Annotated in this window: 14 protein-coding genes and 2 tRNA genes; 14 read left to right on the forward strand and 2 right to left on the reverse strand. The window is 49.0% G+C overall.

What is annotated here, in order from left to right; all coding sequences use genetic code 11:
- Positions 1-96 precede the first annotated feature (96 nt).
- The gene (locus ACXAGR_RS14995; RefSeq protein ID WP_474851133.1) at positions 97-999 is read right to left on the reverse strand and encodes a DUF72 domain-containing protein; all 903 of its coding nucleotides are present in this window, start codon (positions 997-999) and stop codon (positions 97-99) included.
- A 26-nt stretch (positions 1,000-1,025) separates the two neighbouring features.
- Positions 1,026-1,181: a hypothetical protein gene (locus ACXAGR_RS15000; protein ID WP_161599126.1), complete on the reverse strand. Its 156-nt coding sequence runs from the start codon at positions 1,179-1,181 to the stop codon at positions 1,026-1,028.
- On the opposite strand from ACXAGR_RS15000, the gene aspS reads away from it, so the two are divergent.
- The 14 genes from aspS to ACXAGR_RS15070 all read left to right on the forward strand — a co-directional run bounded on the left by aspS (position 1,180) and on the right by ACXAGR_RS15070 (position 12,062).
- Complete coding sequence (gene aspS / locus ACXAGR_RS15005) at positions 1,180-2,943, forward strand: aspartate--tRNA ligase (RefSeq protein WP_474851134.1); 1,764 nt, start codon at positions 1,180-1,182, stop codon at positions 2,941-2,943. The two genes, ACXAGR_RS15000 and aspS, sit on opposite strands and share 2 nt — an antisense overlap.
- A 6-nt stretch (positions 2,944-2,949) precedes the next feature.
- Positions 2,950-3,387, forward strand: a complete 438-nt coding sequence (gene nudB / locus ACXAGR_RS15010) for a dihydroneopterin triphosphate diphosphatase (protein WP_474844803.1) — start codon at positions 2,950-2,952, stop codon at positions 3,385-3,387.
- Positions 3,384-3,902, forward strand: a complete 519-nt coding sequence (gene ruvC / locus ACXAGR_RS15015) for a crossover junction endodeoxyribonuclease RuvC (RefSeq protein ID WP_119500813.1) — start codon at positions 3,384-3,386, stop codon at positions 3,900-3,902. Before nudB ends, ruvC begins: the two co-directional genes overlap by 4 nt.
- 244 nt (positions 3,903-4,146) lie before the next feature.
- Positions 4,147-4,764 carry a Holliday junction branch migration protein RuvA gene (gene ruvA / locus ACXAGR_RS15020; RefSeq protein WP_474844804.1) on the forward strand — a complete coding sequence of 206 codons (618 nt, stop codon included), beginning with the start codon at positions 4,147-4,149 and terminating at the stop codon, positions 4,762-4,764.
- Positions 4,765-4,776: 12 nt separating this feature from the next.
- On the forward strand, positions 4,777-5,781 hold the full coding sequence (gene ruvB / locus ACXAGR_RS15025) for a Holliday junction branch migration DNA helicase RuvB (protein ID WP_474851135.1): 1,005 nt from the start codon (positions 4,777-4,779) through the stop codon (positions 5,779-5,781).
- A gap of 434 nt (positions 5,782-6,215) precedes the next feature.
- On the forward strand, positions 6,216-6,623 hold the full coding sequence (ybgC, locus tag ACXAGR_RS15030) for a tol-pal system-associated acyl-CoA thioesterase (protein WP_119500816.1): 408 nt from the start codon (positions 6,216-6,218) through the stop codon (positions 6,621-6,623).
- The gene (gene tolQ, locus ACXAGR_RS15035; RefSeq protein ID WP_119500817.1) at positions 6,613-7,293 is read left to right on the forward strand and encodes a protein TolQ; all 681 of its coding nucleotides are present in this window, start codon (positions 6,613-6,615) and stop codon (positions 7,291-7,293) included. Before ybgC ends, tolQ begins: the two co-directional genes overlap by 11 nt.
- A 19-nt stretch (positions 7,294-7,312) precedes the next feature.
- Positions 7,313-7,738, forward strand: coding sequence for a protein TolR (gene tolR / locus ACXAGR_RS15040; RefSeq protein ID WP_474851136.1), 426 nt, complete (start codon positions 7,313-7,315; stop codon positions 7,736-7,738).
- Positions 7,739-7,744: 6 nt separating this feature from the next.
- On the forward strand, positions 7,745-8,557 hold the full coding sequence (gene tolA / locus ACXAGR_RS15045; protein ID WP_474851137.1) for a cell envelope integrity protein TolA: 813 nt from the start codon (positions 7,745-7,747) through the stop codon (positions 8,555-8,557).
- A gap of 5 nt (positions 8,558-8,562) precedes the next feature.
- A complete protein-coding gene (gene tolB, locus ACXAGR_RS15050) occupies positions 8,563-9,918 on the forward strand; it encodes a Tol-Pal system beta propeller repeat protein TolB (RefSeq protein ID WP_119503354.1) in 1,356 nt (451 codons plus the stop codon).
- Positions 9,919-9,954: 36 nt separating this feature from the next.
- Positions 9,955-10,521 (forward strand): peptidoglycan-associated lipoprotein Pal, encoded by a 567-nt coding sequence (gene pal / locus ACXAGR_RS15055; RefSeq protein WP_303574978.1) that lies wholly within the window; start codon positions 9,955-9,957, stop codon positions 10,519-10,521.
- Positions 10,522-10,543: 22 nt separating this feature from the next.
- Positions 10,544-11,359, forward strand: a complete 816-nt coding sequence (ybgF, locus tag ACXAGR_RS15060) for a tol-pal system protein YbgF (protein ID WP_474851172.1) — start codon at positions 10,544-10,546, stop codon at positions 11,357-11,359.
- A gap of 506 nt (positions 11,360-11,865) precedes the next feature.
- Positions 11,866-11,941, forward strand: a tRNA-Lys gene (locus ACXAGR_RS15065).
- 45 nt (positions 11,942-11,986) lie between these two features.
- Positions 11,987-12,062 (forward strand) — tRNA-Lys (locus tag ACXAGR_RS15070).
- Positions 12,063-12,139: the final 77 nt, after the last annotated feature.

Genomic DNA, 12,139 nt, shown 5'->3' on the forward strand with positions numbered 1-12,139 from the left:
TCACCAACATTATTTTCTGATAATGCCCCGCCGCACTCTGTTAAATGAGCAGAGTGCGGATATTTATTTCCTCTCTACAACCCGGTTCTTAATCTTTCAAAACAAAGAAGTTTGCTCAGCAGATGGTGGTGCGAAAGTCAGAGCAGGCAATGCTGCATCAGGATAGCAGGCGTTGTAACTGTCGATAAATTCTGCTGCCAGCCAGGGCGCATCGCCATTTTCCGGTTTGTGGAAGAACATGTATGGTGTGCGGCCTTCAAGCCGCCACTGATGGCATTTTCCTATCCAGGGTTGTAAGCAGCGGGTATTGGCGGCATCGTCATTACCACCCACAAAGCGCACAACCGGTGCCGTGGATGTCGCAATCACATTCACCGGCAGTCTGGGCTTTTTCATCCGTACTTCTGTGGTCAGTTCGCTGTCAGACGGACCGGCGAATAATCCCCGCGTATCCATAATGACCCTGTTTACCTTCTGTTCTATGAGCATGCGGTTAAATTGTTGTTCCGCGCCACCTTTTTCAAAAAATGCCGGATGACGTACTTCAACGCCAAGAGGTATGTCTGCCGGAAATTGCTGCAACATGGCTGAAATGGCCTGCAAACTGTCAGGGCCGGTGCTGGCGGGCAGTTGCAACATCAGCATGCCCAGCCGCTCTTTCAGCGGGGCCAGCAGCAACAACTGCTTTTCAATATCAGGGTGGTTCGGGTCCGGTGCACCGCTGTGAGTGATGGTCTGGTGGACTTTAAACGTAAAGCGGAAGGTCTGCGGGGTTTGCTCAATCCACCGGGCCACAGTGTCCGGTGAGGGCAGGGCATAGAAGGTGGTGTTGCCTTCCACTGAATTCATCTGCTTTGCATAATATCCGAGGGCATTTTTTCGTGCTCCGGCATCGTTAAACCAGTCCCCCGGCCAGCGGCTGTGTTGCCACTGAGGCACACCAATGTACACAGGTGGCAGAGAATTGTTCAGTTGGCTGTGGAAATCGCTTTTAGTCATTGGGCTTTACGATGCATTTGTTTATACTATGCGACCTTATTTTTATCTAAAGTCTGAGGCTTAACCGGATAGTTGCCTGACTGAGACAAGTCACCGTCCGGCTGCATTGAAGCACTGACCGCAATGCCTTGCAAGTCAGCATCGCCAGGCAGACAACACATTACCAGAGGTTCAGGGACCATGCGCACAGATTACTGTGGGAATATTGATTCATCTTACGCCGGCCAGGAAGTCACACTTTGTGGTTGGGTTAACAAGCGTCGTGATTTGGGCGGCGTTATTTTCATCGATCTTCGTGACCGCGAAGGCATCGTGCAGGTGGTATTCGATCCCGATTTACCGGAAGTACTGGACGTAGCCAATAAACTGCGTAATGAATTCTGCGTGAAGCTGACCGGTAAAGTGCGTGCCCGCCCTGAAGGTCAGATCAACAAACAAATGCGTACCGGTGAAATTGAAATTCTGGGTACTGGACTGGAAATCATTAACAAGTCTGCGGTGTTGCCGCTGGACTGGAATCAGGAAAACTCTGAAGAACAACGTCTGCGCTATCGTTACCTCGACCTGCGCCGTCCGGTAATGAGCGACCGCCTGAAGTTTCGTGCCCGTGTTACCGGTGCGGTACGTCGTTATCTGGAAGAAGAAGGTTTCCTGGATATCGAAACCCCGATTCTGACGAAAGCTACGCCGGAAGGTGCCCGTGACTATCTGGTTCCAAGCCGGACTCACAAAGGCGAATTCTTTGCGCTGCCACAGTCACCTCAGCTTTTTAAACAGTTGCTGATGATGTCGGGTATGGACCGCTATTACCAAATCGTAAAATGTTTCCGTGACGAAGACTTACGTGCTGATCGTCAGCCAGAATTCACTCAAATCGATTTGGAAACCACCTTCCTTGATGCTGATGGCGTAATGTCTATCACCGAAGGCATGATCCGTGACTTGTTCCAGAAAATGCTGAATGTCGATCTGGGTGAATTCCCCCGTATGACATACGCAGAAGCGATGCAGCGTTTCGGTAGTGATAAGCCTGACTTACGTAACCCGTTGGAACTGGTAGATGTGGCTGATTTGCTGGCTAACGTAGAGTTTAAAGTATTCTCCGGTCCGGCCAACGATCCGAAAGGCCGTGTGGCGGTTATCCGTGTGCCCGGCGGTGCCAGTCTTTCCCGCAAACAGATTGACGAATACACTAAATTCGTCGGTATCTATGGCGCCAAAGGTCTGGCATGGATGAAGGTGAATGAAGACAAGCCTGGTCAGGAGGGTCTGCAATCACCCATCCTGAAATTCCTGTCTGAAGACATTACTGATGCGCTGTTACAGCGTACCGGCGCACAGGCTGGCGACATACTGTTATTCGGTGCGGACAGCAAAAACGTAGTAACTGAAGCTATGGGTGCACTGCGTCTGAAGCTGGGTGAAGATTTCGAATTGCTGGAAGGTGACTGGAAACCACTGTGGGTTGTTGACTTCCCTATGTTTGAAGAAGCGGACGGCGCGCTGTTTGCGTGTCACCATCCGTTCACAGCACCCCGCGGCCTGACCGCTGAAGAGCTCAAAGCGAACCCGGCTGAAGCGATTTCTGATGCCTACGACATGGTACTGAACGGTGTGGAACTGGGCGGTGGTTCTGTGCGTATTCACAATCAGGACATGCAGTCTGCGGTATTCAGTATTCTGGGTATCGACGAAGAAGAAGCGCAGAACAAGTTTGGCTTCCTGTTAGAAGCTCTGCAGTTTGGCGCGCCGCCCCATGCTGGTCTCGCTTTCGGTCTGGATCGTCTGGTGATGCTGATGACCGGTGCAACGTCAATTCGCGACGTAATGGCATTCCCGAAAACCACCACGGCTGCATGCCCGCTGACAGATGCACCGGGCCCTGCGAATCCGGCAGCGCTGGCGGAACTGGCCATTGCGACTGTTAAGAAAGACGCTGAATAATTCCGGATGGCGTTAAAGCGACCGGAATCTGTGCTGGTGGTGCTCTATGATGAGCACCACCGTATATTGTTACTACAACGCAACGATGACCCTTCATTCTGGCAGTCTGTAACAGGGACTGTCGAAGCCGGTGAGCTTCCTGCAGAAACTGCTGTGAGAGAAGTCGCCGAAGAAACAGGCATCGTTCTGACTCCCTTGCAGCTTAATGACTGCTCTCATATTAACCGCTACGAAATCCGCCGGCGCTGGCTGCACCGTTACCCGCAGGGTACCCGTTTTAATACTGAGCATGTCTTCAGTGCCTGTGTCTCTTCGGCCAGTGAGCTTGTGCTAACTGAGCATCTGGCGTTTGAATGGCTGGACAAACCTGATGCCCTGGCTAAATTATGGTCGCCTTCAAACCGTGATGCAGTAGAAGCATTTGTACCGGAGTGCCGAAGATGATTATACTGGGTATAGATCCAGGTTCCCGTGTAACAGGGTATGGTGTGATTGCCAGAAAACAGGGAAAAATTGTTTATTTGGGCAGTGGATGCATTCGTGTCAAAAGCGATGTTATGGCTGACCGGCTGGCACAAATTTTTGCCGGTGTGGGTGAAGTAATACGTGAATTCACGCCGCAGCAATTTGCCATAGAGCAGGTTTTTATGGCGAAAAACCCGGATTCTGCATTGAAGCTCGGGCAGGCAAGAGGGGCTGCCATTGTGGCGGCAACGCAGTCTGAATTGCCGGTGGCTGAATATTCGGCGAGACAAATCAAACAGGCTGTTGTCGGAAAGGGTAGTGCGGAGAAAACCCAGGTACAGCATATGGTTAAACATTTGCTTAATTTGCCGGGAACGCCTCAGGCCGATGCTGCCGATGCCCTTGCTGTAGCGCTGTGCCATGCACACACGGAACAAAGTCTGATTAACATGGCGGGACAGGCCAGTAAAACCGTCCGTCGCCGCCTACGCTGAATCGGTGCTAGCAGGCTCTTCTGGAGACACATGCCGGTGCCGTTTAAAACACGCCGTGAACCCATCCCCGGGGGCTCTGCTGCAGCATCCATGCTGCAGAAGGTTTTAAACGTCCCCGACTAGTGTCTCTGCGAGCCTTTTGCACCTAAAAAATGATGCTTGGCTATTTTTGCAATTGAGCACGAATTGGCTGCGAAATGAAGGCGGTCATTATAGTCCGGCACCTAATTTGGTTATCAAAAAAATGATTGGAAGAATTGAAGGGCGATTACTAGAAAAACAGCCCCCGGAAGTATTAATCGATGTGAACGGTATTGGCTATGAAATTCAGATGCCGATGACCAGTTTTTATCAACTACCAGCAGTAGGTGAGAGTGTGGCGGTTTATACCCACTTTGTGGTGCGCGAAGACGCACAATTGCTGTTTGGTTTTGCCGATAAAATGGAACGTGAGCTGTTCCGCGAACTGATTAAGGCCAATGGTGTGGGGCCGAAGTTGGGCCTTACCATTCTGTCTGGCATGTCTGCAGGACAATTCCTGATTAGCGTGCAGAATGAAGATGTGAGTGCACTGGTCAGCCTACCGGGCATCGGTAAGAAAACTGCCGAACGGCTGGTGGTTGAACTGAAAGACCGGCTGGCCAAATTCGGTAAACAACAAGCTGTTCCCATGCCCGTAGACGTAGACGCCAAATTCATGAACACTATTGTGCCGGTAAACGATGCCAGAGAAGAAGCACAAAGTGCACTGATTGCCTTAGGGTATAAACCTGCTCAGGCAAGTAAGCTGGTTGAATCTGTTTATCAGGACGGTATGGGTAGCGAAAGTCTTATCCGCGAAGCTTTGAAAGCTGCAATTTAACGGGAATAAGTGATGATTGAAGCAGACAGACTTATAGCGCCGGCTGCCACCACCGAAGATGAAGTTATCGACCGTGCCATAAGGCCGAAAATGCTGGCTGACTATACGGGTCAGCCCCATGTGTGTGAACAGATGGAAATTTTTATTCAGGCGGCGCGCAATCGTGATGATGCCCTTGATCACCTGCTCATTTTCGGTCCTCCGGGATTAGGAAAAACCACGCTGGCAAATATTGTTGCTAATGAAATGGGCGTGAATATTAAAACCACATCCGGTCCGGTGCTGGAAAAGGCCGGTGATCTGGCAGCACTGCTTACCAATCTTGAAAAAAATGATGTGTTGTTCATTGATGAAATCCATCGACTGAGCCCTGTGGTGGAAGAAATCCTGTATCCGGCTATGGAAGACTATCAGCTTGATATCATGATAGGTGAAGGCCCGGCTGCCCGCTCTATTAAACTGGATTTACCACCGTTCACGCTGGTGGGGGCGACCACCCGTGCCGGCTCTCTGACTTCGCCTCTGCGTGACCGTTTCGGTATTGTGCAACGTCTTGAGTTTTACAATATCAAAGATCTCACCACCATTATTCAGCGCAGCGCCAGTTATCTGAATCTGGATATGGATGCAGCCGGTGCTGAGGAAGTGGCGCGGCGCTCCCGTGGTACGCCGCGGATCGCAAACCGTTTGCTTCGCCGTGTCAGAGACTATGCAGAAATTAAAGCCGACGGAAAAGTACATGCAGAGATTGCAGCGAAAGCGCTGGATATGCTGGATGTGGATAAAGAAGGCTTTGATTACATGGACAGAAAACTGCTGACGGCCATTATCGATAAATTCGACGGAGGTCCGGTGGGGCTTGATAATCTGGCAGCCGCAATCGGGGAAGAAAAGGAAACCATCGAAGACGTCATTGAGCCGTTTCTTATTCAGCAGGGGTTCCTTCAGCGCACCCCGAGAGGCCGTATTGTGTCTCAGCGGGCTTACCTGCATTTCGGATTTGAACCAAAAAGCTAAAATATCCTTTCTTGCCGGTCAGTGATTCATTGGCCGGCCATTTCTTCTTTCTGCTGCTATTTATGATATTTTCTTTCGGGCATAAAAAAAGCCCGCTCAAATTGAACGGGCTAAAACAACAAGTGTTGAAGGAAATAAATCCAGGGAACTCATGTCAATCAGGAGAAAACTCGTGTGAAACCGTTCCAGAACCGCTTCACTCTGTTCGACAGATGGGCGCATTATAGAGTAGTTTCTGAACCTGACAATTGAGGAAAATTATTTTTTACCATTAGAAAAATTAATGTGTTAAGTTGCTGTTAATGACTGGCCGTGGAATTTGTTTTTACCGCAGGAATAAAGCGTTTCAACGGCATAGATGGACCATTTGGTGAGTTCCCGGGTAAGTTTTTATTTATGACGTTTTCATTACATTTTTAAAAGTGGAGTATTGCATGTCTGCAAAACATACCATGCCGGTGCGGGTTTATTACGAAGACACAGATGCCGGCGGTATTGTGTATTATGCGAATTATCTGAAGTTCATGGAGCGGGCCAGAACCGAGTGGTTGAGATCGCTGGGCTACGAACAGGACAAGTTGATGGAACAATCCATAGCCTTTGTCGTCAAACGGGTTGAAATGCATAACCATGCGCCGGCCAGATTTAATCAATTGTTGAGTATTGAATCGCAAATTGTAGAATTGAAGGGCGCAAGTTTGACTTTCAGACAAGAAATAAAAGATCCGCAAGACAACTGTTTAGTGTCGGCGGACATAAAAATTGCATGTGTAGACCCTGTGGCAATGAAGCCACGGAAATTACCAGCCACTTTATCAGGGGATTTAGCTAGTGGAATCTGATTTAACCTTTATCGGTCTGTTCCTTCAGGCCAGTTTTGTTGTTCAGCTTATTATGTTGTTGCTGCTCAGTGTGTCAGTGGCTTCATGGACGTTCATTTTTCAGCGTACCAAAGCATTGAATGCAGCAGATAAAGAAATGCGCCAGTTTGAAGACAAATTCTGGTCAGGCGCAGATCTCAACCGTCTTTATCAGGAATTATCCGCCCGTTCTGATGTAACAGGGATGGCCAACATTTTCTGCGCCGGTTTTAAAGAGTTTGTGCGTCTGCGCAAAGGTAACACCGCAGTAAACGGCATTGTTGACGGTACCTACCGTGCAATGCGTGTATCTATGTCCCGTCAGGTGGAAGAATTGGAAAGCCGTTTACCCTTTCTGGCGACTGCCGGTTCTATCAGTCCTTACATCGGTCTGTTCGGTACGGTATGGGGCATCATGAATGCATTTATTGCACTGGGTGAAGTGCAGCAGGCCACACTGGCCATGGTGGCGCCGGGTATTGCAGAAGCCCTTATTGCAACCGCTATCGGTCTTTTTGCTGCTATTCCGGCAGTTATCGCTTACAACCGCTTCAGCCATAAAGTTGAGAAACTGGAGAACAGCTACGGGAATTTCATGGAAGAGTTTTCTGCCATATTGCACCGTCAGGCGATGACGGCACAGCCACAGTAACGATGTCCGGAGACTGATTATGTACATTCGTAAACGGCGTCGTCCGGTATCCGAAATTAACGTGGTGCCTTATATCGACGTGATGCTGGTACTGCTGATCATTTTTATGGTTACCGCGCCGCTTATTTCCCAGGGTGTGAAAGTGGAATTGCCGAAAGCCAGCGCCCAGCCGATTGAGCAGGAAAATACGCCGCCGCTCATCGCTTCGGTGGACGTACAGGGTAACTATTACCTGAACGTTGGCAACGACCAGGAAACCCCGCTGGGTACGCAGGAACTTACTGCACTGGTGGCCGAAAAATTAAAGTCTGAACCGCAAACGCCGGTGGTGGTGAAAGGGGACGGACAGGTTGCATATAACGAAGTGATTCAGTTGATGGTCTTGCTGCAAAAAGCAGGGGTGCCGTCAGTGGGATTGATGACAGACCCGGTGGACGAATCATAAAAAAGTATGCGTAAATTAAATTCTAATCAGCAGGCATTAGCTAAAGCCATTGGCGTTCACGTGGCGATTGCTGTAGTGTTGCTAATTAGCGTCAGTTTTTCGCCCGATCCTTTCGAGCCTGTAAGCAACAGTGATGCGCCTGTCATTCAGGCAACATTCATCGATGCGCAGGCCATTGCCGATAAGAAGCGTGCTGAACAGGCTGCAGCAGAGAAGGCTCAGGCGGAAGCCGATGCCCGTCAGCGCAAAGCCAGAGAAGCAGCCGCTCAGGAGCGCAAGTGGAAAGAAGAGCAGGCGGCCAGACAGGCAGCTGAAAAGAAAGCGGCAGATAAGAAGCGCCGCGAAGAAGCTGAGCGTCAAAAGCAGCAGGAACTTAAGCGTATTGCTGCGCAAAAGGAGAAAGAACGTAAGCAGCGGGAGGCACAAGAAAAAGCCGACGCGGAAAGAAAAGCAAAAGAAGCCCGTGAAAAAGCAGAACAGGAAAGGATTTTGCAGGAGAAAGCCGAAGCTGAACGCGCAGCTCAGGCTCAGCGTCGCCGGAAACAGGTGATGTCTGAAGTTGATCGCTACCGGGCGTTGATAACCTCTAAGGTGCAAAGCTTCCTGTATGCAGATGACAGCTTTAAGGGTAAAGAATGTCGTCTGAATATTCGCCTTGCAACGTCAGGTTACGTGACTCAGGTTAAACGCCTGGGTGGTGATGATGCGTTATGCCGTGCAGCAGAAGCAGCCGTGCGCCGGCCGGATAAGTTGCCTATGTCGGATGATCCGGCCGTGTACGAACAAATAAGAGATATAAACATAACGGTGAGACTGTAGTGACGATGAAAAAAATCAGGATGTTATTAGGTCTTGTCATACTAAGCGCTAGTGGTATGGCAAAGGCAGCATTGGAAATAGTGATCACTGAAGGGGTAGACAGTGCGCGCCCGATAGGTGTTGTCCCGTTTAAATGGGAAGGGGCCGGTCAGATGCCGGAGAACATCTCCGAAGTGGTGATGGCAGATTTAATGCGCAGTGGCAAGTTTAACCCGATTGCCGTTGCTAAAATGCCACAACAGCCGGCAACCGATAAGCAGGTTAATTACAGTGCCTGGGCGGCTACCGGTGTGGACACCATTGTCGTGGGTAGCGTGGCGCCGGAAGGGGCTGACAGATACAGAGTATCGTTTGAGCTGATTGATGTGTTGCGTGGTCAGGTTACCGGCGGCAAAAGTCAGGGTATGAGCAATGGCAAACTGGTTGACAGTGCTGATCATGTGATTGATGCCCGCCAGTCGGTAATCGGCTCTGCGGATTTTCGTCAGTACGCTCACCGCATCAGTGATGTGGTTTACGAAAAATTGACAGGTGAACGCGGTGCGTTCCTCACCCGTTTAGCGTATGTTGTGGTGCGTGACAGAAATAAAGAAAAGCTGCCGTACCAGCTGGTTATTTCAGATTATGATGGTGAAAATGAGACAAGATTATTGTCTTCACCTGAGCCGTTAATGTCACCATCATGGTCGCCTGACGGTGAGAAACTGGCTTATGTCAGTTTCGAGAACAAACGTCCGCAGATTTTTATCCAGGATATTTACACCATGGCGCGCACAAAGATGACGGATTTCCCCGGCATCAACAGCAGCCCGGTTTTCTCGCCGGATGGTAAAAGTCTGGCAATGGTGTTGTCAAAAGATGGCAACCCGGAAATCTATGTGATGGATATTGCGACGAAAAATTTACAGCGCATTACGCGAAATCGTGCCATCGATACGGAGCCGGCCTGGACACCGGATGGCAAGAGCTTAACATTTAGCTCGGAACGGGGTGGTAAACCTCAGATTTATAGCGTAAATTTATCTTCTCGTAAGGTTAGACGTCTTACATTTGAAGGCGAGCAGAATCTTGGCGGTACCATTACACCTGACGGTAAACAAATGGTATTGGTAAATCGCACACGGGGTGATTACCGTATCGCTAAACTTGGATTGGAAAATGGCGGAATACAAGTACTGACGAAGACCTTTCTGGACGAGTCTCCGAGTATTGCGCCGAATGGAAGCATGATTATTTACAGTACCCTTCACAATGGCACACAGGTTTTATCTCTGGTGTCTTTAGACGGGCGCTTTAAGGCCAGGTTACCAGCCACAAATGGACAAGTGAAGTCGCCGAGTTGGTCACCATTTTTGTTTTAAAACAGATATACACAAATAAATATAAGGATTAAGAGGATGCAAATGAATAAAGTGATGAAAAGCTTCATTATTGCCTTGCCAGTGGTGACTATGATGGCTTGTTCTTCCGGCCCGTCTGAAGAAGAACTGGCCGCTGAACGTAACCGTGTTGCCCAGGAGCAGGCAGAAGCGGAACGTCAGGCTCGTGAAGCTGAACAGGCGCGTGTACAGGCAGAAGCTGCTACCCGCATGCAACGTCAGCAGGAGATGGTTGAAGAGCAGAAAGCGGCGCTGAAAAAAGAGCAAACCGTTTACTTTGATTTCGACCGTGCAACGATTAAAGCAGAATTCCAGGCTTTACTGGATAAACACGCTGAGTTCCTGGTAAACAACCCGGATCAAAACGTGGTTATCGAAGGCCACACTGACCAGCGCGGTACACCAGAGTACAACATTGCTCTTGGTGAACGTCGTGCACAAGCTGTTGAAACTTACCTGATGAACGCAGGTGTAAGCAGCAGCCAAATCTCTACTGTTTCTTACGGTGAAGAGAAGCCAGCAGTTATGGGGTCAACTGAATACGCGATGGCACAAAACCGTCGTGGTATCGTAGTTTACCAATAAGGGTTAAGCTTTGGTTAAACCAATGATTCAGGGCGTCACCATGTGTGCCGCCCTTTGTATTTCAGCCGCAGCGCAAGCTCAGGCACCTGTTTATGATGTCGGTAACAGCAGCTCGCAGCAAACGGCTAATTCAGGCAATTCCTCCAGCACTTTAGAGCAACGCATCACTGTACTGGAGCGAATGGTAGACAGTCGCACGCAAATGCAGCACCGTTTACAGCAACAACTCGACACCATGCAGGGTGAAATTGACGAGTTGCGCGGGGCTGTAGAAGTGCACACCAATCAACTTGAGAAAGTGCTTGAGCGCCAACGCGAGTTATATCTGGAAATTGACAAGCGTGTTGAAGCGTTAAAGCAGGCTGGTGTGGGCAGTGCATCCGGTTCAGCTTCTGATTATTCATCACCTGCGCCGTCTCAGCCAACACCGTCGAAACCTCAGTCACCGGCACCGGCCAGCGCAGAAAGCGAGAGTGATGCCTATGACGCTGCAGTTAATCTGATCCTGAAATCCAGAGAATACGACAAAGCCATTCCGGCTTTTCAGTCTTTCCTGTCATCTTATCCAAACAGTGAATACGCGCCCAACGCGCATTATTGGTTAGGGCAGTTGCTGTTTAATCAGCAAAAGTGGTCTGATGCATCTGAACAGTTCAATATTGTTATTGATCGCTTCTCAGACTCTCCCAAACGACCTGACGCATTACTTAAGCTTGGAGTGATAGCAGAAAGACAGGGCAACAAAGGGCAGGCCAGAAGCCTGTTTCAGCAAGTGGTCAATGAATATCCTGATTCATCAGCCACCAAACTTGCCCAGTCCCGTTTATCCGGATTATAAGCTGATTAAAAAAACCTCCTCCGGGAGGTTTTTTATTGCCCACGAAATTCTGCGTAAAATACACCTGCCTGTTTTTTATACGGAAAATCAAAAGTTAGCGGTGATGTACTCAATTTCCTCACTACAAATTTGTCTGCGAAGTGTGACGTTGAGAACGTAAAATAACCATCTGTTGCCGGCGTCTCAAAAATAATTAAAATTATTTTGAGAAAGTTGGTGAATAATCCGGCAGTTGCACAAAATTTTTTTTAAAGATGAGAAAAAATTCAGGCAAATCCCACTGCAATTTCGCGTCCGGATGCTACATTTTTATCTGTCGGGCAGGGTTAAATTCAAAATAACTCTCCGAAAAGCGGGGGAATACTGTACGATTTGATTTCATTTTGACCGTTTGAACAAGAAAAACGAGAAAAGTGAAAATAAATCCGGATTTAAGGTTGCACTGCCTCAGAATCTGAGTATTATATGCCGCCGTTGCCACAGAGTGGTGACGCAGAAAGGCGAAAGGGTCGTTAGCTCAGTTGGTAGAGCAGTTGACTTTTAATCAATTGGTCGCTGGTTCGAATCCAGCACGACCCACCACTTTCTCCTCTGTGAGAATGTCGCTTTTTACCGCAACCATAAGATGGGTCGTTAGCTCAGTTGGTAGAGCAGTTGACTTTTAATCAATTGGTCGCTGGTTCGAATCCAGCACGACCCACCATCTTATCTTTGCTCCGGTTATCCGGAACCTCTTAAAATTCTTAAATACTTCCTGTTAGATATTATCCCGATCCGTTA

The sequence above is a fragment of the Alteromonas sp. ABH4_457 genome, assembly GCF_056160625.1.